General features: G+C 72.3%; 23 protein-coding genes and 1 pseudogene. 19 read left to right on the plus strand and 5 right to left on the minus strand.

The genetic code is table 11. The features are described from left to right. Window positions 1-9 precede the first annotated feature (9 nt). The 5 genes from exaC to fbaA all read left to right on the plus strand — a co-directional run bounded on the left by exaC (window position 10) and on the right by fbaA (window position 4,804). Window positions 10-1,533 (plus strand): acetaldehyde dehydrogenase ExaC, encoded by a 1,524-nt coding sequence (exaC, locus tag ACZLKG_RS02255; protein ID WP_463648070.1) that lies wholly within the window; start codon window positions 10-12, stop codon window positions 1,531-1,533. A gap of 64 nt (window positions 1,534-1,597) precedes the next feature. Then, window positions 1,598-2,050: a DUF779 domain-containing protein gene (locus ACZLKG_RS02260; RefSeq protein ID WP_425707586.1), complete on the plus strand. Its 453-nt coding sequence runs from the start codon at window positions 1,598-1,600 to the stop codon at window positions 2,048-2,050. A 37-nt stretch (window positions 2,051-2,087) separates the two neighbouring features. Next, on the plus strand, window positions 2,088-2,675 hold the full coding sequence (pyrE, locus tag ACZLKG_RS02265; RefSeq protein WP_463647788.1) for an orotate phosphoribosyltransferase: 588 nt from the start codon (window positions 2,088-2,090) through the stop codon (window positions 2,673-2,675). A gap of 220 nt (window positions 2,676-2,895) precedes the next feature. Then, window positions 2,896-3,597 (plus strand): TrmH family RNA methyltransferase, encoded by a 702-nt coding sequence (locus ACZLKG_RS02270; protein WP_425707588.1) that lies wholly within the window; start codon window positions 2,896-2,898, stop codon window positions 3,595-3,597. Window positions 3,598-3,781: 184 nt separating this feature from the next. Next, window positions 3,782-4,804: a class II fructose-bisphosphate aldolase gene (gene fbaA, locus ACZLKG_RS02275; protein WP_463647789.1), complete on the plus strand. Its 1,023-nt coding sequence runs from the start codon at window positions 3,782-3,784 to the stop codon at window positions 4,802-4,804. A 140-nt stretch (window positions 4,805-4,944) separates the two neighbouring features. Here the strand turns inward: fbaA and cysK are convergent, their stop codons facing one another. Further along, window positions 4,945-5,907 (minus strand): cysteine synthase A, encoded by a 963-nt coding sequence (gene cysK / locus ACZLKG_RS02280; protein WP_463647790.1) that lies wholly within the window; start codon window positions 5,905-5,907, stop codon window positions 4,945-4,947. 230 nt (window positions 5,908-6,137) lie between these two features. Here cysK and ACZLKG_RS02285 point away from each other — a divergent pair, with 230 nt between their 5' ends. Continuing rightward, entirely contained in the window at window positions 6,138-7,424 is a 1,287-nt protein-coding gene (locus ACZLKG_RS02285; RefSeq protein ID WP_463647791.1) for an adenylosuccinate synthase, read from the plus strand. A 249-nt stretch (window positions 7,425-7,673) separates the two neighbouring features. Here ACZLKG_RS02285 and ACZLKG_RS02290 read toward each other — a convergent pair whose 3' ends face one another. Further along, the gene (locus ACZLKG_RS02290) at window positions 7,674-8,645 is read right to left on the minus strand and encodes an LppM family (lipo)protein (protein WP_463647792.1); all 972 of its coding nucleotides are present in this window, start codon (window positions 8,643-8,645) and stop codon (window positions 7,674-7,676) included. A gap of 171 nt (window positions 8,646-8,816) precedes the next feature. On the opposite strand from ACZLKG_RS02290, the gene ACZLKG_RS02295 reads away from it, so the two are divergent. The 5 genes and pseudogenes from ACZLKG_RS02295 to purQ all read left to right on the plus strand — a co-directional run bounded on the left by ACZLKG_RS02295 (window position 8,817) and on the right by purQ (window position 14,740). Next, window positions 8,817-10,682 carry a phosphoenolpyruvate carboxykinase (GTP) gene (locus tag ACZLKG_RS02295; protein WP_463647793.1) on the plus strand — a complete coding sequence of 622 codons (1,866 nt, stop codon included), beginning with the start codon at window positions 8,817-8,819 and terminating at the stop codon, window positions 10,680-10,682. Between the two features lie 500 nt (window positions 10,683-11,182). Beyond that, window positions 11,183-12,556 (plus strand): phosphoribosylamine--glycine ligase, encoded by a 1,374-nt coding sequence (purD, locus tag ACZLKG_RS02300; RefSeq protein WP_463647794.1) that lies wholly within the window; start codon window positions 11,183-11,185, stop codon window positions 12,554-12,556. Window positions 12,557-12,697: 141 nt separating this feature from the next. Beyond that, complete coding sequence (locus ACZLKG_RS02305) at window positions 12,698-13,615, plus strand: phosphoribosylaminoimidazolesuccinocarboxamide synthase (RefSeq protein ID WP_463647795.1); 918 nt, start codon at window positions 12,698-12,700, stop codon at window positions 13,613-13,615. Between the two features lie 49 nt (window positions 13,616-13,664). Beyond that, window positions 13,665-13,904: pseudogene (locus ACZLKG_RS02310) on the plus strand (phosphoribosylformylglycinamidine synthase subunit PurS); the annotation flags it as partial. A 134-nt stretch (window positions 13,905-14,038) separates the two neighbouring features. Continuing rightward, window positions 14,039-14,740 (plus strand): phosphoribosylformylglycinamidine synthase subunit PurQ, encoded by a 702-nt coding sequence (gene purQ / locus ACZLKG_RS02315; RefSeq protein ID WP_425707596.1) that lies wholly within the window; start codon window positions 14,039-14,041, stop codon window positions 14,738-14,740. Window positions 14,741-14,801: 61 nt separating this feature from the next. Here purQ and ACZLKG_RS02320 read toward each other — a convergent pair whose 3' ends face one another. Continuing rightward, window positions 14,802-15,458 carry a hypothetical protein gene (locus ACZLKG_RS02320; protein ID WP_463647796.1) on the minus strand — a complete coding sequence of 219 codons (657 nt, stop codon included), beginning with the start codon at window positions 15,456-15,458 and terminating at the stop codon, window positions 14,802-14,804. A 242-nt stretch (window positions 15,459-15,700) separates the two neighbouring features. On the opposite strand from ACZLKG_RS02320, the gene ACZLKG_RS02325 reads away from it, so the two are divergent. From ACZLKG_RS02325 to ACZLKG_RS02340, 4 genes are all read left to right on the plus strand, one after another. Continuing rightward, window positions 15,701-15,964, plus strand: coding sequence for a hypothetical protein (locus ACZLKG_RS02325; RefSeq protein ID WP_425707598.1), 264 nt, complete (start codon window positions 15,701-15,703; stop codon window positions 15,962-15,964). Continuing rightward, window positions 15,961-16,353, plus strand: coding sequence for a type II toxin-antitoxin system VapC family toxin (locus ACZLKG_RS02330; protein WP_463647797.1), 393 nt, complete (start codon window positions 15,961-15,963; stop codon window positions 16,351-16,353). The genes ACZLKG_RS02325 and ACZLKG_RS02330 overlap by 4 nt, the downstream gene beginning before the upstream one ends. Before the next feature lie 129 nt (window positions 16,354-16,482). Next, complete coding sequence (locus ACZLKG_RS02335) at window positions 16,483-17,052, plus strand: dihydrofolate reductase family protein (protein WP_463647798.1); 570 nt, start codon at window positions 16,483-16,485, stop codon at window positions 17,050-17,052. Between the two features lie 19 nt (window positions 17,053-17,071). Next, window positions 17,072-17,647 (plus strand): dihydrofolate reductase family protein, encoded by a 576-nt coding sequence (locus tag ACZLKG_RS02340; protein ID WP_463647799.1) that lies wholly within the window; start codon window positions 17,072-17,074, stop codon window positions 17,645-17,647. Between the two features lie 128 nt (window positions 17,648-17,775). Here the strand turns inward: ACZLKG_RS02340 and ACZLKG_RS02345 are convergent, their stop codons facing one another. Further along, window positions 17,776-18,942, minus strand: a complete 1,167-nt coding sequence (locus ACZLKG_RS02345; protein ID WP_463647800.1) for a hypothetical protein — start codon at window positions 18,940-18,942, stop codon at window positions 17,776-17,778. A gap of 283 nt (window positions 18,943-19,225) precedes the next feature. Here ACZLKG_RS02345 and ACZLKG_RS02350 point away from each other — a divergent pair, with 283 nt between their 5' ends. The 3 genes from ACZLKG_RS02350 to ACZLKG_RS02360 all read left to right on the plus strand — a co-directional run bounded on the left by ACZLKG_RS02350 (window position 19,226) and on the right by ACZLKG_RS02360 (window position 20,989). Then, window positions 19,226-19,519 (plus strand): type II toxin-antitoxin system Phd/YefM family antitoxin, encoded by a 294-nt coding sequence (locus tag ACZLKG_RS02350; protein WP_425707603.1) that lies wholly within the window; start codon window positions 19,226-19,228, stop codon window positions 19,517-19,519. Beyond that, window positions 19,516-19,938 (plus strand): type II toxin-antitoxin system VapC family toxin, encoded by a 423-nt coding sequence (locus ACZLKG_RS02355; RefSeq protein WP_425707604.1) that lies wholly within the window; start codon window positions 19,516-19,518, stop codon window positions 19,936-19,938. Before ACZLKG_RS02350 ends, ACZLKG_RS02355 begins: the two co-directional genes overlap by 4 nt. 157 nt (window positions 19,939-20,095) lie before the next feature. Continuing rightward, on the plus strand, window positions 20,096-20,989 hold the full coding sequence (locus ACZLKG_RS02360; RefSeq protein ID WP_463647801.1) for an NADP-dependent oxidoreductase: 894 nt from the start codon (window positions 20,096-20,098) through the stop codon (window positions 20,987-20,989). Between the two features lie 78 nt (window positions 20,990-21,067). Here ACZLKG_RS02360 and ACZLKG_RS02365 read toward each other — a convergent pair whose 3' ends face one another. Further along, window positions 21,068-21,523, minus strand: a complete 456-nt coding sequence (locus ACZLKG_RS02365) for an SIP domain-containing protein (RefSeq protein WP_463647802.1) — start codon at window positions 21,521-21,523, stop codon at window positions 21,068-21,070. A gap of 213 nt (window positions 21,524-21,736) precedes the next feature. Between ACZLKG_RS02365 and ACZLKG_RS02370 the strand changes: the two genes are divergently transcribed. Beyond that, entirely contained in the window at window positions 21,737-23,950 is a 2,214-nt protein-coding gene (locus tag ACZLKG_RS02370) for a malate synthase G (protein WP_463647803.1), read from the plus strand. The last annotated feature ends 66 nt before the right edge of the window (window positions 23,951-24,016 follow it).

The following is a 24,016-nucleotide window of genomic DNA, read 5'->3' on the forward strand; positions in this document are numbered from 1 at the left end:
GTGACCCGAATGACCGTCTACGCCAACCCGGGAACCGAGTCGAGCATCGTCAGCTACCGCTCCCGGTACGACCACTGGATCAACGGGGAGTACCGCGCCCCCGTCAACGGCCGGTACTTCGAGAACCCGAGCCCGCTCACGGGCAAGACGTTCACGGAGGTGGCCCGCGGCGACGCCGACGACATCGAGGCCGCCCTCGACGCCGCCCACGCCGCCGCCCCCGCCTGGGGGAGGACGTCGGCGACCGAGCGGGCGATCATCCTCAACAAGATCGCCGACCGGATCGAGGAGAACCTCGAGGAGATCGCCGTCGCGGAGACGTGGGAGAACGGCAAGCCCGTCCGCGAGACGCTGGCCGCCGACATCCCGCTGGCGATCGACCACTTCCGCTACTTCGCCGGGGCGATCCGCGCCCAGGAGGGCAGCCTCACCGAGATCGACGGCGACACGGTGGCGTACCACTTCAACGAGCCGCTCGGCGTCGTCGGGCAGATCATCCCCTGGAACTTCCCCATCCTCATGGCGGTGTGGAAGCTGGCCCCGGCGCTCGCGGCCGGCAACGCGATCGTCCTCAAGCCGGCCGAGCAGACCCCGGCGTCGATCCTCTACGTGGTGGAGAAGATCGCCGACCTGCTGCCCCCGGGCGTCCTCAACGTCGTCAACGGGTTCGGCGCGGAGGCCGGCAAGCCGCTGGCCTCGAACCCGCGCATCCGGAAGATCGCCTTCACGGGCGAGACCACGACCGGCCGGCTGATCATGCAGTACGCCAGCCAGAACATCATCCCGGTCACCCTCGAGCTCGGCGGCAAGAGCCCGAACATCTTCTTCTCCGACGTCGCCCAGGCCAAGGACGACTTCTACGACAAGGCCCTCGAGGGCTTCACGATGTTCGCGCTCAACCAGGGCGAGGTCTGCACGTGCCCGTCGCGGGCGCTCGTCTCGGGCGACATCTACGACTCCTTCATGGCCGACGCCATCGAGCGCACCCGCGCCGTCAAGGCCGGCAACCCGCTCGACACCGAGACGATGGTCGGCGCGCAGGCCAGCAACGACCAGCTCGAGAAGATCCTGTCCTACATCGACATCGGCAAGCAGGAGGGCGCCAAGGTCCTCCTCGGGGGCGAGCGGCTCGAGCACGACGGCGACCTCGCGGACGGCTACTACGTCGCGCCGACGATCTTCGAGGGCCAGAACTCGATGCGCGTCTTCCAGGAGGAGATCTTCGGCCCGGTCGTGTCCGTGGCCAGGTTCGACGGGTTCGACGACGCCATCTCCATCGCCAACGACACCCTCTACGGGCTCGGCGCCGGCGTCTGGTCCCGCGAGGCCACGACCTGCTACCGGGCCGGCCGCGCGATCCAGGCGGGCCGTGTGTGGACGAACACCTACCACCAGTACCCGGCCGGCGCGGCGTTCGGCGGATACAAGGGCTCGGGCATCGGGCGGGAGAACCACCAGATGATGCTCAGCCACTACCAGCAGACCAAGAACCTCCTGGTCAGCTACGCACCGAAGCGGCTCGGATTCTTCTGAGCCGTCCCGACGGCGGGTGCCCGGCCCGGTCGGGTCGGGCACCCCGGGAAGGGAAGGACCTGACATGACGACGACGGAGCGGGTCGCGCTCACCGACGATGCCGCGGCGCTGCTGCGGCGGTTGCGCGCCACGCACGGCGAGCTGATGTTCCACCAGTCCGGCGGCTGCTGCGACGGGTCGTCCCCCATGTGCTTCGCGCAGGGCGACTTCCTCACCGGCGACGCCGACGTCCACCTCGGCGACCTCACGGTCCCGGGGGAGGCCGGAGGAGATCCCTCGTCCGACGACGCGTTCACCGTGCCCGTGTGGATGAGCCGGAACCAGTTCGAGGTCTGGCGCCACACGCACCTGACGATCGACGTGGTGGCGGGCCGCGGCGCCGGCTTCTCCCTCGAGGCGCCCGACGGCGTGCGGTTCCTCATCCGCTCGCGCCTGTTCACGGACGCCGAGGCGGCAGAGCTGGGCGACGACGACGCCGAGCGCGTGGGCGTGGGCGCGGCGGCGGGCGCCGGGTGAGGTCCGGCGTCGTGCCGGGTCCGGCTACCCTCGGCCCGTGACCTCGACGCCCGCTACCGCCTCGAACGACCCCCAGCGCGCCCGCCTCGCCGCCTTCGTGAGCGAGCTCGGCGTGGTGCGCGGGAGGGTCGTGCTCTCCTCGGGCAAGGAGTCCGACTACTACGTGGACATGCGTCGCGTGACGCTGCACCAGGAGGCCGGTCCGCTGCTCGGGCACGTCCTGCTCGACCTGCTCGAGGAGGAGGGGCTCGGGGCCGGCGAGATCGACGCCGTCGGCGGGCTCACCCTCGGCGCCGACCCGGTGGCGACGGCGATCATGCACGCCGCGTCGTCGCGGGGTCAGGGGGTGGACGCGTTCGTCGTGCGCAAGGAGGCCAAGGCCCACGGCATGCAGCGGAGGATCGAGGGCCCGGACATCGCGGGCCGGCGGGTCGTCGTCGTGGAGGACACGTCGACGACCGGCGGCTCCGCCCTGACCGCCGCGCACGCCGTGGCCGAGGCGGGGGCGGAGATCGCCGCCGTCCTCGTGGTGCTCGACCGCGCGACGGGTGCCCGCGAGGCCGTCGAGGAGGCCGGTCACCGCTACCTCAACGCGCTCGAGCTCGCCGACGTCGGCCTTGCCTGACGAGCCGAGTCGCTCATCCGCCGACCGGCGCTTTCCCGCCGCCGGCGGGCCCCAAAGTGCCGTGGCCGGCCACCTCCCGCCTGCCGCTGACCACCCCGCTGCTGCCGCCGACCACCTCCCTCCTGCCGCCGCCAGCCCTGACCAGCCCCCTCCTGTCGCCGAGGCAGTCGGCAAACCGGTGAGTCAGCGCCCCGCGTCGACTGACTCGGCGGTTGCCCGGTTGACTCGACGGGGCGGGGTGCCGGACGAGGGCGAACCGAGGGAGTCCGAGCCGAGGAGCTTCCCCGCCGACACCCCGGACATCGCCGACGACGACGAGCGCAGCGTCGGCGTCGGACCGTGGCAGGGAGAGGTGCCGGACGACCCGCGGCTGGACCCCGAGCTGCTGGCTGCGGGGGACCGGCGCAACGTCGCGGACCACTACCGGTACTGGAGCGTCGAGGCGATCCGCGCCGACCTCGCCTCCCGGGCGCACCCGCTGCACCTCGCACTGCTCAACACCGGGCGCGACCTCAACATCGGCTCGCTCGTGCGCACCGCGAACGCGTTCAACCTGGCGTCGGTGCAGATCGTCGGCCGGCGCCGGTGGAACCGCCGTGGCGCCATGGTCACGGATCGCTACCTGAACGTCGAGCACCGCGCGGACGCCGCGGACCTGCTCGCGTGGGCGCGCTGCCGGGGGCTCGCCGTGCTCGGGCTCGACAACCTGCCGGGCGCCGTCCCGCTCGAGGGGCGGGCGCTGCCGCGGGAGGCGGTCCTCGTCCTCGGCGAGGAGTCGGCGGGGCTGCCGGACGAGCTGCTGGCCGGCTGCGACCTCCTGCTCGAGATCACCCAGCACGGTTCGACGCGGTCGCTCAACGTGGCCGCCGCCGGCGCGATCGCCATGCACGCGTGGATGACGCAGCACGCGGTGCTCGGGTAGGTGCACCGATGCCGACTCCCTCCGGCGCCCTCTCGGCGACCTCGGGCACGCGGGCACGTCGGCCGCCGTCCCAGGAGCGACGGATGCCCCGGACATGTCGGAGGGACGGATGCCCCGGACATCGCGCCCGGATCGGTGGGATGATCGGGCCGACAGCACCACGCCCCAGTTCAGGAGGTCCACGATGCCCATCGCTACCCCGGACGTATACGTCGAGATGATCGACCGGGCCAAGGCGGGCAAGTTCGCCTACCCGGCCATCAACGTCACGTCCTCGCAGACCCTCACGGCCGCGCTGCGCGGCTTCGCCGAGGCCGAGTCCGACGGCATCATCCAGGTCTCCGTCGGTGGCGCGGAGTACGCGTCCGGCTCCACGGTCAAGGACCGCATCGCCGGCTCCCTCGCCCTCGCCGCGTACGCGAAGGAGGTCGCCAAGCGGTACCCGGTGACCGTCGCGCTGCACACCGACCACTGCGCCGAGTCGAACCTCGACTCGTGGGTGCGCCCGCTCCTGGAGATCGCCAAGGCCGAGGTCGACGCCGGCCGCCTGCCCGCGTTCCAGTCGCACATGTGGGACGGCTCGACGGTCGACCTCGAGACCAACCTCCGCATCGCCGAGGAGCTCCTCGAGAAGTCCGTCGCGGCCCGCACGCTGCTCGAGATCGAGATCGGCGTCGTCGGCGGCGAGGAGGACGGCCACGAGGCCGAGATCAACGAGAAGCTGTACACCACCGCGGAGGACGGCCTGGCCACGGCCCGCGCCCTCGGCACGGGCGAGAAGGGCCGCTACCTCACGGCGCTGACCTTCGGCAACGTCCACGGCGTGTACAAGCCGGGCGCCGTCAAGCTGCGTCCCGAGCTGCTCGGCGAGATCCAGCAGGCCGTCGGCAAGGAGGTCGGCAAGGAGAACCCGTTCGACCTCGTCTTCCACGGCGGCTCGGGTTCGACGGCCGAGGAGGTCGCGACCGCGGTGCGCAACGGCGTCATCAAGATGAACGTCGACACCGACACGCAGTACGCGTTCACCCGCCCGGTCGTGGAGCACATGTTCCGCAACTACGACGGCGTGCTGAAGATCGACGGCGAGGTCGGCAACAAGAAGCAGTACGACCCGCGCGCCTGGGGCAAGGCGGCCGAGGCCGGCATGGCCCAGCGCATCGTCGAGTCCTGCGAGTGGCTCGGCTCGGCGGGCACGAAGATCGCCTGACGAGCCCGTAGCGCCGGCCGCCCCGCCGTCGTGCACGAAGTGGACCGAACCGACCTCAGTCGTGAGGAAAGTTCCCCTCATTCGTGACGAAAGCTCCCCTCATTCGTGAGGAAAACTCCCCGCATTCGTGGAGCGGGGGGTCAGTCGACGGCCGGGCGGACGTGGTCGAAGAGCTCGGAGGAGACGTAGCGCTCCCCGCCGTCGGGCAGGATCGCCACGATCGTCTGCCCCGCGTGTTCCGGTCGGCGCGCGAGCCGTGCCGCCGCGTGCAGGGCCGCCCCGGAGGAGACACCGAGGAGCAGCCCCTCGGTGCGCGCCGCCCGCCGCGCCCAGCCGATGGCCTCGTCCTGCGGGACGGTGACGATCTCGTCGATGAGCTCCAGGTCGGTCACGGGCGGCACCCCGTTGCCCCCGGTGATGCCCTGGATCTTGTGCGCCTGCCACTCGCCGCCGCTGAGCACTGGGGCCTCCGCGGGCTCGACGCCGACGAGCCGGACGTCCGGGTTCTTCGTGCGCAGGAACCGCCCGGCCCCGCTCAGGGTGCCGCCGGTGCCCGTGGTCGCGACGAGCACGTCGACCCGCCCGCCGGTGTCCGCCCAGATCTCCGGGCCGGTCGTGGCCTCGTGCACCCCCGGGTTGGCCGGGTTGCCGCCCTGGCCGGACAGGAACAGCGTCGGGTCCTCCTCGACGAGCCGGTTGGCGTACTGGTTAGCCCCCGCCATGCCCTCGGCGCCGGGCGTGAGGACGAGCTCGGCGCCGAACGAACGGATGAGGGCGCGGCGCTCGTGGGACACGTCGTCGGGCAGCACGATGACCACCCGGTAGCCGAGGAGCGCCCCGATCCACGCGAACGCGATGCCGGTGTTGCCGCTGGTCGCCTCGAGGATCGTCCCGCCCGGGCCGAGCCGCCCGTCCGCCTCCGCCGCCCGCACGATCGACAGCGCCGTGCGGTCCTTGACGCTGGAGGCCGGGTTGTACGCCTCGAGCTTGCCGAGCACGGTGGCCGGCGGTGCCTGCCCTGCGTCGTCGTGCAGGAGGCGGCCCACGCGCACCAGCGGGGTCCGGCCGACCAGGGCGGTGGCGTTCTCGGCGATCGCGGTCATCTCAAGCTCCTCGGGGTCGATGCCGCCGAGCCTCGCACCGGCACCCCACCGCGGCGCCCGCCGCCGCCCGCGGTTCCGGATCGTGGACACGGGCGCCCGGCCCGCCGTCGCACACGTGCCCGCCGTCCTCGAGCACGCGTGACACGGAGCGCCCGGCCCGGGTCGGCGCGCCCGGGTACGCTCGAGCGGTCGTCGGGGCGCCCGGCGCCAGCGAGCAGAGGGAGCAGCACATGCCGGCAGTCGTGGTCGTCGGGGCCCAGTGGGGCGACGAGGGCAAGGGCAAGGCGACCGACCAGCTCGGCAGCCGCGTCGACTACGTCGTCAAGTTCAACGGCGGCAACAACGCGGGTCACACGGTGGTCGTCGGCGACGAGAAGTACGCCCTCCACCTGCTTCCGTCGGGCATCCTCAGCCCCGGCGTGATCCCGGTGATCGGCAACGGCGTCGTTGTCGACGTCGACGTGCTCTTCGAGGAGCTCGACGCCCTGGCGGCCCGCGGCGTCGACGTCTCGCGCCTGCGGGTCTCCGCGAACGCGCACCTCATCCCCAGCTACAACCGCACGCTCGACAAGGTGACGGAGCGCTTCCTCGGCAAGCGCCAGATCGGCACCACCGGCCGCGGCATCGGACCCACCTACGCGGACAAGATGAGCCGCGTGGGCCTGCGCGTCCAGGACCTGTTCGACGAGTCGATCCTGCGGCAGAAGGTCGAGGCCGCGCTCGACTTCAAGAACCAGGTGCTCGTCAAGCTCTACAACCGGCGCGCGGCGGAGGTCGACGTCGTCGTCGACGAGCTCCTCACTCACGCCGAGCGGCTGCGCCCGATGGTGAGCGACGTCGCCCTCGAGCTCAACCAGGCGCTGGACGCGGGCAAGATCGTCTTGTTCGAGGCGGGCCAGGCGGCCATGCTCGACGTGGACCACGGCACCTACCCGTTCGTCACCTCCTCCTCCGCGACGGCGGGCGGTGCCTGCACCGGCTCGGGCATCGGTCCCACGCGGATCGACCGGGTCGTCGGCGTCATCAAGGCCTACACGACGCGGGTCGGCGAAGGACCGTTCCCCACCGAGCTCGACGACGACATGGGCGAGCACCTGCGCAAGACCGGCGGCGAGTTCGGCGTGACCACCGGGCGCCCGCGCAGGACCGGCTGGTACGACGCCGTCATCGCCCGCTACGCCTCGCGCGTCAACGGGCTCACCGACCTCGTGCTCACCAAGCTCGACGTCCTCACCGGCCTGGAGCGGGTCCCGGTGTGCGTGGCCTACGAGGTCGACGGCGTCCGCCACGACGAGATGCCCGCCGACCAGTCGGCGTTCCACCACGCGACGCCGATCTACGAGGAGCTGCCCGGCTGGTGGGAGGACATCAGCGACGTGCGGCGGTTCGAGGACCTGCCGCAGGCCGCGCAGGACTACGTCCTCGCCCTCGAGGAGATGTCCGGGACCAGGATCTCGGCGATCGGCGTCGGACCGGACCGCGAGGCCACGATCGTCCGCCACGACCTCATCGACTGACCGGGCTCGGTCGTCGGCCCGGCAGACGGGCCACGCCCGACGACGCCGCGTCCGGGGCCCGACGACGACGGCTCCCTCGCGTCGGTTTCCGCCGAGACGGACCCCGGACGGACGACAACGCGCCCCGCCCGACGACGACGGCCGCCTCCCGAAGGAGGCGGCCGTCGTCGTTACTGGACGTCCGGGACCCGGCCCGTCACGCGGGGCGGGCGTCGACGCCGGGGGTGCGCTCCGGCGTCGTGCGGGGGTCTACTGCCAGCCCTGGCCCTGCGGGGGCTGCTGGCCGGGCTGACCCGGCTGTCCGGGAGGCGGCTGCTGGCCGGGCTGGCCCCAGCCCTGCTGGCCCTGGCCCGGGCTCTGTGCGCCCCACTGCTGGCCGGGCTGGCCGCCGCCCCACTGCTGACCCTGCTGGTCCCATCCGGCCTGGCCGGGGGAACCCGCGCCCCACTGCTGCCCGGGCTGCCCGCCGGCGCCCCACTGCTGTCCCTGGTCCCACTGCTGCTGGCCGCCGTAGCCGCCGGGCCCGTAGCCGCCACCGCCGTAGCCACCGCCGCCGTAGCCGCCGGACTGCTGCGCGGCCGCGGCACGCTTCTTCTTGGAGCCGCTGCGGACCACGCCCACGACGATGAGCACGACGATGAGCACGACGACGCCGATGCCGACCCACAGCGCCCAGCCGGGGATGCTGTCGAGGAATCCCGGGGACGCCGAGCCGGTGGCCGTGATCCCGTCGCGCATGTGCTCGATGCCGGTGAACGTCACCCGGTTGCCGTCGACCTCGCCGCCGCCGCCGTCGATGACCTCGCCGGGGAAGACCACGGTGGTGGTGAGCTCGGGGGCGCCGCCCAGGGCGGCCATCTCGTCGGGGTTGATCGTCGGGTCGCCCTGGAGCTGGAACGTGAGGACGTCGCCCTCCTGCGTGACGACGTAGCTGCCGTCGTCGTTGGTCATCTGGTCCGTGGGGCCGGTCGCCTCGACGGTGCAGCCCGGCTGGCCGTTCTCCTCGTAGTCCTCGGCCGTCACGGTGCCGCCGTTGACGGGCGCGTCGCCACTGTCGGAGATCTCCTGGCAGTCGACCTGCTCACGGGTCACGCCCGGCATGGTGGCGACGCCCTGGGCGTTGATCGTGGTGTTGCCGTCCGTCCCGATCTCGAAGGTCGTCTCCGCCCGGAAGCAGCCGGACAGGACGAGGAGGAGGACGGGGAGGGACAGAAGGGCCATGATGCGGCGGTACAGCCCGCTAGGCTGGCGATGACGTCTCATGGCGTCACGGTAGCGGTCCGCGGGCGGGTCGTACGTGGGTAGATCACCACCGATGTCGCCGTTCGCGGCGCTCGGTGCACGATCAGCACCGGGGGAGCGGACCCCCGGCATCAAGGAGGATGATCGGTGATGACCACCCAGAGCCCGGCCGTCGATCTGGCCCGAGCATCGGCGCCCGAGGGAGTCCCGGAGGACCTGCTCGCCTGGGTCGTCGGCATCGCGGAGCTCACCGGGCCCGCGAAGGTCGAGTGGGTGGACGGCTCGCAGGAGGAGTGGGACCGGCTGACCTCCGAGATGGTCGAGTCCGGCACGCTCGTCCGGCTGAACGAGGACCGGCGGCCCAACAGCTTCCTCGCGCGGTCCCTGCCCTCCGACGTCGCCCGCGTGGAGTCGCGGACCTACATCTGCTCGGAGCGGGAGGAGGACGCCGGCCCGACGAACAACTGGGCGGATCCGGCGGCCATGAAGGAGACGCTGCGCGGCGTGTTCGCCGGTGCGATGGCCGGGCGCACGATGTACGTCGTCCCGTTCTCGATGGGTCCGCTGGGCGGGGACATCTCCAAGCTGGGCGTCGAGGTCACGGACTCGCCCTACGTCGTGGCCAACATGCGGATCATGACGCGCATGGGCACCCCCGCGCTCGACCTCATCAAGGGTGGTGAGTTCTGGGTGCCCGCCGTGCACTCGGTGGGCTACCCGCTGATCGACGCCGAGGGCAACGAACGGCCGGACGTCCCCTGGCCGTGCTCGGAGGACAAGTACATCACCCACTTCCCCGAGACCCGCGAGATCTGGTCCTACGGGTCCGGGTACGGTGGGAACGCCCTGCTGGGCAAGAAGTGCTACGCACTGCGCATCGCCTCGGTCATCGCCCGGGACGAAGGCTGGATGGCCGAGCACATGCTCATCCTCAAGCTGACGAACGAGCGGACCGGGCGGTCCTACCACGTCACGGGTGCGTTCCCGTCGGCCACCGGCAAGACGAACCTCGCGATGCTGCAGCCCACGATCGAGGGCTGGAAGGTCGAGACCGTCGGGGACGACATCGCCTGGATGCGGCAGGGCGCGGACGGGCGGCTCTACGCGATCAACCCGGAGGCCGGCTTCTTCGGCGTCGCGCCCGGGACGGGACGGTCGACGAACCCGGTCGCGGTCGACACCCTCACCGAGAACATCCTGTTCACGAACGTCGCCCTCACCGACGACGGCGACGTCTGGTGGGAGGGACTGACCGACGAGGCGCCGGCGCACCTCACCGACTGGCAGGACAACAGCTGGACGCCGGACAGCGAGGCCCCGTCCTCGCACCCCAACAGCCGGTTCACCGCGCCCGCCGCACAGGCCCCGACGATCGCCGACGACTGGGAGGACCCGGCCGGCGTGCCGATCGACGCCATCCTCTTCGGCGGCAGGCGCGCGTCGAACGTGCCGCTCGTCGCCGAGGCGTACGACTGGGAGCACGGCGTGTTCATGGGCGCGACCGTGGCCTCCGAGCAGACCGCCGCCGCGGAGGGGACCGTGGGCGCGCTGCGGCGCGACCCGTTCGCCATGCTCCCGTTCTGCGGCTACAACATGGCCGACTACTGGGGGCACTGGCTCCGCATGGGCGAGAAGCTCGGCGAGAACGCGCCCCGGATCTACCAGGTCAACTGGTTCCGCAAGGACGCCGACGGGAAGTACATGTGGCCGGGGTTCGGCGACAACTCCCGGGTGCTGGACTGGATCATCCGCCGCGTGAGCGGGGAGGTCGACGCCGTGGACGGCATCACGGGGCGGATGCCGCGCGCGGCGGACCTCGACCTCACGGGGCTCGACCTCGCGCCCGAGGTGCTCGAGGAGATCTTCCGGGTCGATCCGGCCGCGTGGGCCGCAGAGTCCGACGCCACCGAGGCCTACCTCGAGCAGTTCGGCGACAAGGTGCCGGCCGAGGTGCGCGACCAGCTGGCCAGGCTCCGCGAGCGCATCGCCGCTGCGCAGGGCCGATCCGGCGAGTGAGCGGGATTCTGCTCGGCGAGTGAGCGGGGATCTGTCCGCTCCGCATGGCGAGTGAGCGGACTTCTGCCCGCGCCCTCGCCAGCGGTGCCGCCGCGGCCGCTCTCCCCATCGAGGCAATCGGGTAAGTGCCCAGTCAATGCCCCCGGGGCGCTGCCTCGGTGGTTACCCCATTGCCTCGGCGACCACAGGCGGGGGAGCGGATAGTTCGTTTCTGAGCGCGGCTGTCGATATCGGCGTGATTGCTAGCTTCGCTGTCAATATCGCTGCGACAGACAGGTCTCGCCCGGGACGGCAACACCTCCGCGCCGTCCCGGCGGGCGGAACCGCGCTCACTCGTGGGGCGGAACCGCGTTCACTCGTCGGACAGATCTCCGCTCACTCGCCAGCCGGAATCGTCCAGCGCTGGCTGGTCGCGCGCGGGGGCGCCGCGCCACCGCCCCGGGCCGGCCGACCTGGGCGGCCCATGAGGGGTGTGCCCACTCACCCGTACCCTTGCGCGGGTGAAGATCCTGCTCCTTGGTTCCGGTGCCCGTGAGCACGCGCTCGCCCGCGCCCTCGCCGCCGACCCCGTCACCGAGTCCCTCGTGCTCGCCCCCGGCAACCCCGGGTCCGCCCACCTGGGGGAGCGGGTCGACATCGACATCCTCGACGGCGCCGCGGTGGTCCGGCTGGCGATCGAGACGTCGGTCGACCTCGTCGTCGTCGGTCCGGAGGCCCCGCTCGTGGCGGGCGTGGCCGATCCGGTGCGCGCGGCCGGGATCCCCGTGTTCGGGCCCAGCGGGGAGGCGGCCCGGCTAGAGGGCTCCAAGGCCTACGCCAAGGAGATCATGGCGCTCGCAGAGGTCCCCACGGCGATGGCCCACGTGTGCGTCACCCTCGACGAGGTGGAGAGCGCGCTCGACGCCTTCGGCCCGCCCTTCGTGGTCAAGGACGACGGTCTCGCCGCCGGCAAGGGCGTGGTCGTCACCGACGACCGCGACGCCGCACTCAACCACGCGGTGGCCTGCCTGGCGCCCGCCGTCGGGGGCGACGAGTCCACCGGGGGGCGCGCCGCCGTCGTCGTCGAGGAGTTCCTCGACGGCCCGGAGGTCTCGCTGTTCTGCCTGTCCGACGGCGAGCGCGTCCTCCCGCTCGCGCCGGCGCAGGACTTCAAGCGCATCGGCGACGGCGACACCGGCCCCAACACCGGCGGCATGGGCGCGTACTCGCCGCTGCCGTGGGCGCCGGAGGACCTCACCGAGCAGGTGGTCGAGCGTGTTGCGCGGCCGGTCGTCACCGAGCTGGCGCGGCGGGGGACGCCGTTCGTCGGGCTGCTGTACTGCGGGCTGGCGCTGACCTCGCGGGGGCTGCGGGTCATCGAGTTCAATGTGAGGTTCGGCGACCCGGAGGTGCAGGTCGTGCTGCCGCGCCTGCGCACGCCGCTCGCCGGGCTGCTGCACGCGGCCGCCACCGGGAGCCTGCCCGAGGGCGGCGTGCTCGAGTGGGACGAGGGCGCCGTCGTCGGCGTGGTCGTCGCGTCCGCCGGCTACCCCGGCATGGTGCGCACCGGCGACGTCGTGGATGGGCTGGCCGCGGCCGACGCCGTCGAGGGCGTGCACGTGGTCCACGCCGGGACGGCCGACGCGGTCCGACCGGACGACGACGAGACCCCTGACCGCGACGGGGCCACCGAGAGTGCGAACACCGCGGACGGCGCGGTGGTGTCTGCGGGCGGGCGGGTGCTCACCGTCGTCGGGCAGGGCGCCGATCTGGCCGCCGCCCGAGACGCCGCCTACGCGGGCGTGGCCGAGATCCGGCTCGAGGGGTCGCAGCACCGGACCGACATCGCGCTCGCGGCCGTCGAGGGGCGCGTCCGGGTTCCCGACACCGCCTGACGTCGCGGCGCACCCGTGCGTCGAACCGCGCCGTCGAGGGGCGCGTCCAGGTTCCCGAGACGGCCTGACGTCGCCGCCCACCCCTGGCCCCCCGGACGGACGTCCCTGTCCCGGCACGCGCCCCGGTGAGAAGATGACGGCATGAGCATCGGGGTCGGTGAGGCGCCGCACCTGCGCGGCTGGAGCCACGTCTACAGCGGCAAGGTCCGGGACATGTACGTGCCCGCCGACCAGGAGTCCGGCCGCGGCGGCGACGTCGTCCTCATGGTGGCCTCCGACCGCCTGTCCGCGTTCGACCACGTGCTCCCGACGCCGATCCCGGGCAAGGGGGTCGTCCTCACGCAGCTGACCCTGTGGTGGTTCGAGCAGCTCGGCGACCTCGTCACCAACCACGTGGTCTCCCTCGACGTGCCGGCCGAGGTCGCGGGCCGCGCGATGATCTGCCGGCGCCTGCAGATGTACCCCGTCGAGTGCGTGGTGCGTGGTTACCTCACCGGCTCGGCGCTCGCGGAGTACCGCGCGACCGGCGAGGTCTGCGGGGTCGAGCTGGAGCCGGGCATGACCGACGGCGACCGCATCGACCCGCCGATCTACACGCCGGCGTCGAAGGCGGCCGTCGGCGAGCACGACGAGAACATCACCTTCGAGCAGTCCGTCGACAAGGTCGGCGTCACCGCAGCGCGCCGCCTGCGTGACCGGTCGCTCGCCGTCTTCGACCGGGCCGCCGAGATCGCGGCCGCGCGGGGCCTGGTCCTCGCGGACACCAAGTTCGAGTTCGGCCGCGAGAACCGCCCCGGCGACCCCGAGCTCGTCCTCGCCGACGAGGTCCTCACCCCCGACTCCTCCCGGTTCTGGCGGGCTCAGGACCTCGTGCCGGGGTCGACCCCGCCGAGCATCGACAAGCAGTACGTGCGTGACTGGCTCACCTCGCCCGACTCGGGCTGGGACCGCGCCTCGGACGCGCCGCCGCCCCCGCTGCCCACCGAGGTCGTCGAGCGCACGCGCGAGCGCTACGTCACCGCGTACGAGACGCTCACCGGTCAGACGGCGGACGTCTGACATCGCGCCCCGGCATACCCTGAGGCCAGCCGTCACGAAGGGACATCACATGGGGCGCATCGTCGTCGACGTCATGCCGAAGCCGGAGATCCTCGACCCGCAGGGCAAGGCCGTCGCCCGCGCGCTCGAGCACCAGGGACTCGCCGGCTTCGCCGTGCGCCAGGGCAAGCGGTTCGAGCTGAGCGTCGAGGGCGACGTGACCGACGCCCACCTCGACGCCGCACGGAGGGCCGCCGAGGACGTGCTGTCCAACCCGGTCATCGAGGACGTCGTCGCCGTGCGCGCCGAGGTCACCGGAGGGGGAGCCGGGGCGGGCTCGGCCGCCGCGGGGCAGGCCGCCGACGTCGCCGCGGGCCTGGGTGGTCCTGCCGGTGACGCGGCGGGTCCCGGTAGCGACGCCGACGACGACGCCGAGGTCGCGCGGTGACCGCACGCATCGGTGTGGTCACCTTCCCCGGCACCCTCGACGACGTCGACGCCGCCCGCGCGGTGCGCCTCGCCGGCGCGGAGCCGGTGGCCCTGTGGCACGCCGACGCCGACCTCAGGGGCGTCGACGCCGTGGTGCTGCCCGGTGGGTTCTCCTACGGCGACTACCTGCGCGCCGGTGCGATCGCTGCCCTCGCGCCCGTCATCCGTTCGGTGGTCGACGCGGCGCGCGCGGGCACGCCGGTGCTCGGCATCTGCAACGGCTTCCAGGTCCTGTGCGAGGCCCACCTGCTGCCCGGTGCGCTCGTGCGCAACGAGCGGCAGCGGTTCGTGTGCCGGGAGCAGCGGCTGCGCGTGGCGTCGAACCGTACTGCCTGGACGAACCGGTTCGAGGCGGGCCAGGAGATCGTCGTGCCGCTGAAGAACGGTGAGGGCCGGTACGTCGCGACCGACGAGACGCTCGACGAGCTGGCCGCCGAGGGGCGTGTGGTCTTCGAGTACGTGGGCGTGAACCCGAACGGGTCGCTCCGGGACATCGCGGGCGTCTCCGACGCGAGCGGTCGGGTGGTGGGGCTGATGCCGCACCCGGAGCACGCCGTCGAGCGCGGGTTCGGGCCCGACACCGCCGACGGCGCGCGCGCCGGCACCGACGGCCTCGAGCTGTTCCGGAGCGCGATCGAGTCGCTCGTCGCCGCCTGAGGGGGCGTGGTGGACGCAGGTCATCGGGATTGCTGATCGATCAGCGGTGACATCGGCACGGTCAGTGGCCGAGGGGCCGGTGACCCGATACGCGCGCAGCCGGTCGGCGACTCGAACGTGAGGCGATGAGCCCCGCCGCGACCGAGGCGGCGACGAGGAACGCCCTCTCTGCTTTTCCTGATGAGGGCCTGTCCTTCGGCCGATCGACACGCTCGACTGACCGATCGCGATCGGTCAGCGAAGTGCGCGCAGCGCCGGGGATGTGAAACGTGCCGATCGCCACCGAGGAGGCGAGTATCAGCGAGAGTGTCGGGACCAGGACGAACATGGTGCCGAAAGCGGCAGCGGACGTGGCGCTGACCCATGTAACGAGAAGTAGCGCGGGTAGGAACGCCGCGACGGTCAGGTGGCCGGCCCACGTGAGGTGGTGACGGAGCTTCACTGCATCTGGGTCATCCGACCGGCGAGTTGCGACGAGAGTCGCGAGGATCGCGCCGAGGGTGGCGACGAGCATCGCGCATACCCAACCAATCGAATGAGCGAGCTGGGCGCCCCAACGCGTCGCGGCATCGTCGGCCCGCGTCCACGGATCGCCCTCCTGACCCACGAACCAGACCACCAGGAAAGTCGCCGCGAGGCTGACCATGCTGCAGCCTGTCGTGACGAGCGCGGCCTCGTGCCAAGCAAGGGTGGTGCGGTTGTCGCTGGTGCGTCTCATTGTTCCCCCATGCTGATGACGCTACGAGGGCACTCCGACATCCGTGCGGCGTCGGTCGTCCAGCGCACATCGTCTCTACCGGTGCGCACTTGCTGCCGCCGGAGGAGGACCAGGTGAATCGGCCGCCCGGCCGGAGTGAGGTCTGGATCCCGACGTGGACCAGGGGGATCTCGCCGGCCCATGGTCGACGTGAGTGTCCCGCCCCCGTGGGTCACCGCGGTCGCTGGTGGTACACTGGGGGGATGCCGACCACCCGACCGCGCCATCAGGTCACTGAGACCGACGAGGTGGCGCGCGCACTCGACGTCGCGGCGCGTCGTTGGCCTCGTGAGTCACGCTCCAGGTTGCTGGTGCGGCTGGTCCAGACCGGCAGCGAGGCACTCGAGGAGGAGCGCGCCGGCAGGGTTCGTCGCCGACTCGCTGCGATCGAGGCGACCAGCGGCAGCTACGCGGAGGCGTTCGGGGACGACCACCTTGATGAGCTCCGACGCGACTGGCCTACGTGATCACCCTCGATGCCAGCGTGGTCATCGCCCACCTGCGGCCCAAGGATCTCCACCACGAGGCGGCGACCGCCTACCTGCGCGCACATGCCGACGAGGAGCTGCTCATCCATCCGCTGAACCTCGCCGAGGTTCTAGTCGGCGGAGTGCGCGTCGGCCGCGGGGACGAGCTGCAGGCCGATCTGAACGCTCTCGGGATCCAGGCCGTCGTGCCGCGCGAGGGTGAGCCGCTCCGGCTCGCGACTCTGCGGGTCGAGACCGGTCTGAAGCTGCCCGACTGCTGCGCGCTGGACACCGCCGTGACCTCCGGGTCGGCACTGGCCACGTTCGACGACAAGCTTGCCGAGGCGGCCCGTGCGCGTCACGTGCCGGTGGGTGGTCGGCCCTTGTAGGGACCTGCCCGCGCTCGTCACCGGCCTGCGCGCGCGCCCGCGCAGGAGTATGTTCTTGCGCACCGGCCGCCGGGTCGCCCGGCCACCCGGCCGACGGACGGAGCCGGCACAGGACCGCGAGGGAGCGGCATGGGACGGCTCATCTACTCGATGCAGGTCTCGCTGGACGGCTACGTGCAGGACGAGAACGGCGACTTCTCCTGGGCCGTCCCCGAGGCCGGCGACCATCAGGCCATGAACGACGCGATGGCCGACGTCGGCACCTATCTCATGGGCCGGAAGATGTACGAGATGATGCACGTCTGGGAGACCGACCCGGCGATCGCCGAGGAGGGCCCCGAGGCCGCCGAGTTCGCCCAGATCTGGCAGCGCGCCGACAAGATCGTCTTCTCGACGACGCTCGCCGAGCCGATCACCGCGCGCACCGGCCTTCGGCGGACCTTCGACCCCGACGAGATCCGCGCGCTCAAGGAGGCCTCGGACGAGGACCTCACCATCGACGGACCCACGCTCGCCGCCCACGCGTTGCGCCACGGGCTCGTCGACGCCGTCATGCCCGTCGTCTACCCGGTCTCGATCGGGTCGGGGCTGAGGTTCCTGCCCGACGGCGTCCGCCTCGACCTCGCACTCCGGAGCGACCAGGTGGTGGGGCGCGGGATCGTCTTCCTCGAGTACGAGGTCCTGCACGGCCGGGACTGAGCGGAGGGGGGAGAACGCGATGGGCCGCCTGATCTACTGGATGAACGTCTCGCTCGACGGTTACGTCGCGGGCCCGGACGGCAGCCCCGGCTGGGCCGAGCCGAGCGCCGAGGTGATGGCCGCGTTCAACGCCGACACGGCCGACGTGGGCACGTTCCTCTACGGCCGCCGCATCTACGAGCTGATGAGCGTGTGGGAGACCGACCCCACGATCGCCGCCGGGTCGGCCGGCAACGCCGAGTTCGCGCGCCTGTGGCAGGCCGCCGGCAAGGTCGTCCACTCCGCGACCCTCGGCGTCGTCCCCACCCGGCGGACCCGGGTCGAGCGGGAGTTCCGGCCCGCGGACGTGGAGGCCCTCAAGCGGTCGACGACGGCGGACCTCACCGTCAACGGCCCCACCCTCGCCGCTCAGGCGCTGCGTGCGGGTCTCGTCGACGAGGTCGGGATCTATCTCTGGCCGGTGGCCCTCGGCGGGGGCCTGCGGTTCCTGCCCGACGACGTCCGCCTCGACCTGCGCCTGACGAGCGAGCGACGGTTCGCGGGCGGGACCGTCCGCCTGCGCTACGACGTCGTCGGCTCCCGCGCGACCGTCTGACGGCACGCGGCTCCCGCGCGACCGTCTGTCGGCACGCGGCTCCCGCGCGAGCGTCTGACGGCACGCGGCTCCCCCGCGAGCGGCTGGTGGCGCGCCGGCCGATCCGCGTGGTCGTCAGCGACCTCGGGTCAGAGTCCGGCGTCCTCGGGACTCAGCCGGGCGCCCTCTGCCCAGGCGCTGACAAGATCCGGGCCGGCCTGACCGAGCGGGCCGACCACGTACTCCAGCTCGTCGGTCGACAGCGGCTCCGCGTCGTCCACGGCGGCCAGGGCCTCGTCCACGCTCTCGACCATCTCGCCGGTGGTGGTGAGGTAGTCCGGGACCTCCAGCTCCGGGTCCACCGTCCCGACCAGCGGCGTACCTACGGCCGCGATCTTCGGGAACACGCTGCCGGGGATCCCCACGGCGACCTCGGCCCGTGCCGCTGCCTCCACGGACCCCTCCTCGGCGATCTCGAACTCCTCCCAGAGGGACTCGTCCTCACGCGGGTGCAGCCCGACGAGGATCTCGTACCCCTCGTCGCTGAGCGCGTGCGCCGTCTCCAGGAGGAGCTCGGCCCCCGGTGCCGCACCACCGGTCTCGTCCGGGTGCGTCACGCTGGTCAGGATCAGCACGGTGTCCGGCTCCGGTGCCGATTCCGGGGTGTCGTCCAGCTCCGGGACACCGACGACCTCGATCTCGTCCTCGCTGATGCCGAGGTACACCGCGAAGGTCTCCTGCTCGGCGTAGGAGCCGGCCGTCACCGCCGTCAGCCGTGGCCGGACGTCGTCGGCGTACGGGGCCTCCTCGGGCTGGAGATAGGCGGTGCTGCTGGCCACCACCGGCAGGCCATCGAACTCCTGGACCACCTCGGCGGGCCATTCCTCGGCGCCGTTGATCACCAGCAGGTCGTAGTCGAGGGGATCGGCCTCGTCGAGCGGGACGGACGCCACCGCGGACTCCTCGTCGACCTCGGACATGTCGGGGACGATCAGCTCGATCGTCCCGGCCTGTGCCGCGATCTCGTCAGCGACATGCTCGACGTGGTAGGCGCCCCACGGTTCGTTCGTGGCCACGGCGACCCTCAGGCCGGCACCGTCTGCCGCCTCCGGGTCGGCGTCGCTCTCGGCTTCCTCGGTCGCGGCTTCCTCGTTATCGGCGTCCTGCTCGGTGCCGGCGGCGTCCGCGTCCTGGATCTCGGTACCGGTGCCCGCGTCCGTCTCGGTGCCGTTGTCCGCGCCCTCCCCGCAGGCGACGAGGAGCAGGGCGATGGTGGGGACGGCGGCGAGGGCCGTGATGCGGGTTGTGGGTGCCATGGTGCCGGACTGTGCCCCGGCTCCATGAACCGGATGCGAACGCGGGGCGATCGCCTCCTGAACCGCTAGGCGTCGCTTCGCACCTCTGCCGGAGTACGGCTCGTGATGTCACGGAGGCGGGGGTGAGCGACTCGCGGGCCGGAGGGTGCGGTTCATGTGCGACGTCGTGGGGCGAGATCGTCGGCGGCGCGCGCCGGATGGTGTGGCGTCACCAGATCGTCACGTGGACCCGCTAGCAAGCGCCGTCCTCGACGCATCGCTATGAGAACGCTATGCTTTCGCTATGAGTGTGGAGATTCGCCAGTCCGACCTGCGGAACGACAACGCATCGGTCATGCGACGCGTCGCTGAGGGTGAGTCCTTCGTGGTGACGGTCAACGGTCGGCCCGTCGCCGACGTCGTGCCGCACCGGCGTGACACGGGGCGCCGCCACTTCGTGACCGTCTCCGCCGCCGCCGAGGTGCTGGCCGTTGAGCCCGGACCGGAACCGGCGGCGTGGAAGGCCGACCTGCGTGCGGCCGACGAGGTCTTCGGTCCGGACGAGCTCGTCGATCCGTTCGACCGGGCGCTGCGGTGACCGCGGATCAGCCGCGTCGTGCCTTGCTCGACACCTCGGTGCTGATCGACTTTCCGGCCGCACAGGTGGCGGAGGCCGCGGACGAGGTCGCGGTCTCGGCCGTGTCGATCGCTGAGCTGCAGTACGGCGTGACAGCAGCGGCCGACCCGGTCGCCCAGATGTATCGACGCAGGCGCGTGCAGACGATCCTCGAGCACTTCGAGGTGCTCGCCTTCGACACGGCGAGTGCCGAGTACTACGGGGCGCTTGCCGCGCTCGTGCGCCACCACGGCCGCAACCCGCGACCACGACGGATGGACCTGCAGATCGCCGCGACCGCAGCACGGCACGGTCTCCGGCTCCTGACGCGCAACGGTGCTGACTTCCGGGGCCTGGAGTCGGCGCTGACCGTGATCGACCTCGGGGTGCCGGCCGGCTGAGGTCGCGCCGGGCCGCCGGGCAGCCGGGCCGCCGGTCCGCCGGGCAGCCGCTGGAACGTCTCGCGGATCGGGTCTCCGACGTCGGAATGACTCGTGGGCCTCACCCGTTGGCGCCGGTATGAAGGTCATCGGATTGCAGAGCCCAGGCGGACCCGACGTGCTCGAGGTGATCGAGCGCCCCGACCCGACGCCGAGCGAGGGTGAGCTCCTCGTCCGCGTGCACGCGGCCGCCGTCAACCCCACGGACACGACCCGACGGGCGGGGACGGCACGGCGGCCTGCCGGCGACCCGCCGATCGTGCCGGGCATGGACGTCGCGGGCGTCCTGGAGGAGATCGGGCCGGGCGCCGAGACCACGCTCAAGGTCGGGGACCGCGTGATGGGCATCGTCGTGCCGAACGGCTCGCACGGCGGGTATGCCGAGAAGGTCGCGCTCCCGGCGGACTCGGTGGTGGCGGCTCCGCGCGACACGAGCCACGCCGAGGCGGCCTCGCTGCCCATGAACGGCCTCACCGCGCGCCTCGCGCTCGACACGCTGGCGCTCCCGCGCGGCGGCGTCGTGGCCGTGTCCGGGGCTGCCGGGGCGATGGGCGGCTACGCGGTGCAGCTCGCGAAGGCGGACGGACTCACGGTCGTCGCCGACGCCTCCGAGGCCGACACGGAGCTCGTCAAGGAGCTCGGCGCCGACGTCGTGCTGCCGCGCGGCGAGGACTTCGCCGGTCAGGTCCGCGCGCTCCACCCCGACGGCGTCGACGGGGCCGTGGACGGCGCCCTGCTCCACGACGCGCTCGCCCCCGCCGTGCGGGCCGGCGGCACGATCGTCACCGTCCGCGGGTACGACGAGCCCGCCGAGCGGGGCGTGACCTTCGCGCCGATCTTCGTCGGCACCTACGCCGAGGAGCGCGAGAAGCTCGACAGCCTGCGCCGGCAGGCCGAGAAGGGCGCGGTCACGCTGCGGGTGGCCGCGGTGCTGCCGAAGGACGAGGCGCCCGAGGCGCACCGCAGGCTCGAGGCCGGCGGCGTGCGCGGCCGCCTCGTGCTCGCGTTCTGACGGGCGTCAGCTCTGACTGGCGTGAGTGCTGACGGCGCTCGCCGTCCGACGCTGCTCGTCTGCTGACGGGCGTCGGTCTCAGACCTCCGGGTCGGGCCGAGGGCCCGGGTGCGCCCGGTGCGCGGCCGACCGGTCGACGCGCTGGTGGTGGTGCTCGTGGATGCGGGCGTGCAGCTCGAGGTGCAGCTCGGCCAGCCGCGGATTGTCCGAGCCGCCGACCCAGACCACGATCGGCCCCTCGTCAGGCGCGTCGCACAGCCACTCGGAGAGCCACGCGCGCACGGCTCGCTCGAGGCGGGCGCCCTTGGGGAGCAGGCGCGTCTCGTCGCCGACGGCCGCGCGCGTCAGCCACCTGAGGCCGATGCGTTCGGGCGCGGCGACGTCGGGCAGTTCCTCGTCGGTGTCGACCTCGAGGTAGACCTGGCCGTAGGCGTTCTCCGGCAGCCGCGCGAGGACCGACCGGATGTAGGGGATGTCGTCGTGCTCGCCGACCAGGAGGACGTGCGGGCTGGGTCCGGCGTCGCAGAGGCACATGACCGACAAGTTAGGTAAGGCTGGCCTCACTGACAAGAGCGTGTCGGGTGGTGGACGCGGAACCCGCTCGCACGGAACGACTTTTCCGCCCACTGGATTATCCTCGGTCCGGGACCCTGGAAGTCCGTAGGCTGGTGGCGTGGCGGCCGCCGCGAGGGGGCGTGGGGCCCGCCGAGCACACGTATCGCGACATCGAGCCAAGGAGTCCAGAAGATGACGACCGAACAGCCCGCCGACCACGAGCGCTCCACCGCCGAGGACCGGGTCGGGCGCGCGGGCCTCGACGTCTTCGCCCCGCTGGCCGCGTTCGTGGAGGACGAGGCGCTGCCGGGCACTGGCATCGACGCCGACGCCTTCTGGAGCGGCCTGGCCTCGATCATCGCCGACCTCACGCCGGAGAACCGTCGCCTGCTCGCGGTGCGCGACGAGATCCAGGCCACCATCGACCAGTTCCACAAGGACCAGCCCGGCCTGCCGGACCCGGTGAAGTACAAGGAGTTCCTCACCGAGATCGGCTACCTCGTCCCGGAGCCGGCCGACTTCACCATCACGACGACGAAGGTCGACACCGAGGTCGCCGACGTCGCCGGCCCCCAGCTCGTCGTGCCCCTGCTCAACGCGCGGTTCGCCATCAACGCCGCCAACGCGCGGTGGGGCTCGCTGTACGACGCCCTGTACGGCACGGACGCAGTTCCCGACGCGGGGGAGCTCGCCCGCGGCAAGGAGTTCAACACCGTGCGGGCCGCCGAGGTCGTCCGCCGCGGCCGCGCGATCCTCGACCAGGCCGTCCCGCTGGCCTCCGGGTCGCACGCCGACGCCACGGCCTACCGGGTCGAGGACGGGGCCCTGCGCGTGGACCTGGGGTCCGGGGAGAGCGTGAGCCTCGCCGAGCCCGGCGCGTTCGCCGGGTGCACGGGTGACGCGACCGCGCCGGACACGCTGCTCCTGCGTCACAACGGGCTGCACCTGGAGCTCGTCGTCGACCGGTCCGGGGCGATCGGCGCCACCGACGGCGCGGGTGTGCAGGACATCGTGCTCGAGTCCGCGATCACCACGATCATGGACCTGGAGGACTCGGTCGCCGCCGTCGTGCCGGAGGACAAGGTCCTGGGCTACCGCAACTGGCGCGAGCTCGTGCAGGGGACGCTCACCGCGGACGTGACGAAGAACGGGAAGACGTTCAGCCGCGTGCTCAACGCCGACCGCGAGTACACGGCGCCGGACGGCTCGACCCTGACGGTGCCGGGGCGCTCGCTGCTGTGGATCCGCAACGTCGGCCACCTCATGCGCACCGACGCCGTGAAGGACGCCGACGGCGAGGACGTCTTCGAGGGCATCCTCGACGCCGCGATCACCGCGCTCGGGAATCTCCCCGACCTCGCCGGCGAGCGCGCGGGCACGAACTCGCGTGAGGGCTCGATCTACATCGTCAAGCCCAAGATGCACGGGCCGGAGGAGGTCGCGTTCGCGGCCGAGCTGTTCTCCCGCGTGGAGGGCCTGCTCGGGCTCGAGCACGGCACGATCAAGATGGGCATCATGGACGAGGAGCGGCGCACGACCGTCAACCTGCGCGCCGCCATCGCCGAGGCCGCTGACCGCGTGGCGTTCATCAACACCGGATTCCTCGACCGCACGGGCGACGAGATCCACACGTCCCTGCACGCCGGTCCGGTGCTGCCCAAGGGCGAGATCAAGGGCCTGGACTTCATGAGCGCGTACGAGGTCGCGAACGTCGACGCCGGACTGCGGGCGGGGTTCTCCGGCCGTGCGCAGATCGGCAAGGGGATGTGGGCGATGCCCGACCTCATGGCCGACATGCTCGAGCAGAAGATCGCCCACCCGCGCACGGGTGCCAACACGGCGTGGGTGCCCTCGCCCACGGCCGCGACGCTGCACGCCCTGCACTACCTCGAGGTCGACGTGGCGGCGGTGCGCGAGGAGATCTCCGGTCGCGAGCCGCAGAGCGTGGACCCGATCCTCGTGCCGCCGCTGGCGGCCCGGGAGCTGACGGCCGACGAGGTGCGGTCCTCGCTGGACGACAACGTGCAGTCGATCCTGGGCTACGTGGTCCGGTGGATCGACCAGGGCGTGGGCTGCTCCAAGGTGCCGGACATCCACGGCGTGGCGCTCATGGAGGATCGGGCCACGCTGCGGATCTCCTCCCAGCTGCTCGCGAACTGGCTGCACCACGGCGTGATCACCGAGGCCGACGTCGACGACTCGCTGGGCCGCCTGGCCCCTGTGGTCGACGAGCAGAACGCCGGCGACCCCGGGTACGAGGCGCTGATCGGCCCGGACGGGCCGGGCGTGGCCTACCGGGCGGCGCGGGCGCTCATCGTCGAGGGCGCGACGCAGCCCAACGGGTACACCGAGCCGATCCTGCACCGGATGCGCCGCGAGAAGCTGGGCGCTGCGCCGCAGGTCTGATCGGGCGGTACCAGCCGCGCCGGGCCCTGCGCGCCGCCCCGCCGACCCGGCGGGGCGGGTGCCGGC

This window comes from Georgenia sp. Z2081 (assembly GCF_055326445.1).

Bases quoted from the DNA above. Each gene is read 5' to 3' on its own strand.
- ACZLKG_RS02290 (WP_463647792.1), bottom strand. From the start codon at position 8,645: ATGGCCCTTCTGTCCCTCCCCGTCCTCCTCCTCGTCCTGTCCGGCTGC.
- cysK (WP_463647790.1), bottom strand. From the start codon at position 5,907: ATGACCGCGATCGCCGAGAACGCCACCGCCCTGGTCGGCCGGACCCCG.
- ACZLKG_RS02260 (WP_425707586.1), top strand. From the start codon at position 1,598: ATGACGACGACGGAGCGGGTCGCGCTCACCGACGATGCCGCGGCGCTG.
- fbaA (WP_463647789.1), top strand. From the start codon at position 3,782: ATGCCCATCGCTACCCCGGACGTATACGTCGAGATGATCGACCGGGCC.
- ACZLKG_RS02295 (WP_463647793.1), top strand. From the start codon at position 8,817: ATGACCACCCAGAGCCCGGCCGTCGATCTGGCCCGAGCATCGGCGCCC.
- ACZLKG_RS02370 (WP_463647803.1), top strand. From the start codon at position 21,737: ATGACGACCGAACAGCCCGCCGACCACGAGCGCTCCACCGCCGAGGAC.
- ACZLKG_RS02285 (WP_463647791.1), top strand. From the start codon at position 6,138: ATGCCGGCAGTCGTGGTCGTCGGGGCCCAGTGGGGCGACGAGGGCAAG.
- ACZLKG_RS02305 (WP_463647795.1), top strand. From the start codon at position 12,698: ATGAGCATCGGGGTCGGTGAGGCGCCGCACCTGCGCGGCTGGAGCCAC.
- ACZLKG_RS02320 (WP_463647796.1), bottom strand. From the start codon at position 15,458: ATGAGACGCACCAGCGACAACCGCACCACCCTTGCTTGGCACGAGGCC.
- exaC (WP_463648070.1), top strand. From the start codon at position 10: ATGACCGTCTACGCCAACCCGGGAACCGAGTCGAGCATCGTCAGCTAC.
- ACZLKG_RS02325 (WP_425707598.1), top strand. From the start codon at position 15,701: ATGCCGACCACCCGACCGCGCCATCAGGTCACTGAGACCGACGAGGTG.
- ACZLKG_RS02345 (WP_463647800.1), bottom strand. From the start codon at position 18,942: ATGGCACCCACAACCCGCATCACGGCCCTCGCCGCCGTCCCCACCATC.
- ACZLKG_RS02350 (WP_425707603.1), top strand. From the start codon at position 19,226: ATGAGTGTGGAGATTCGCCAGTCCGACCTGCGGAACGACAACGCATCG.
- ACZLKG_RS02335 (WP_463647798.1), top strand. From the start codon at position 16,483: ATGGGACGGCTCATCTACTCGATGCAGGTCTCGCTGGACGGCTACGTG.
- ACZLKG_RS02340 (WP_463647799.1), top strand. From the start codon at position 17,072: ATGGGCCGCCTGATCTACTGGATGAACGTCTCGCTCGACGGTTACGTC.
- ACZLKG_RS02365 (WP_463647802.1), bottom strand. From the start codon at position 21,523: ATGTGCCTCTGCGACGCCGGACCCAGCCCGCACGTCCTCCTGGTCGGC.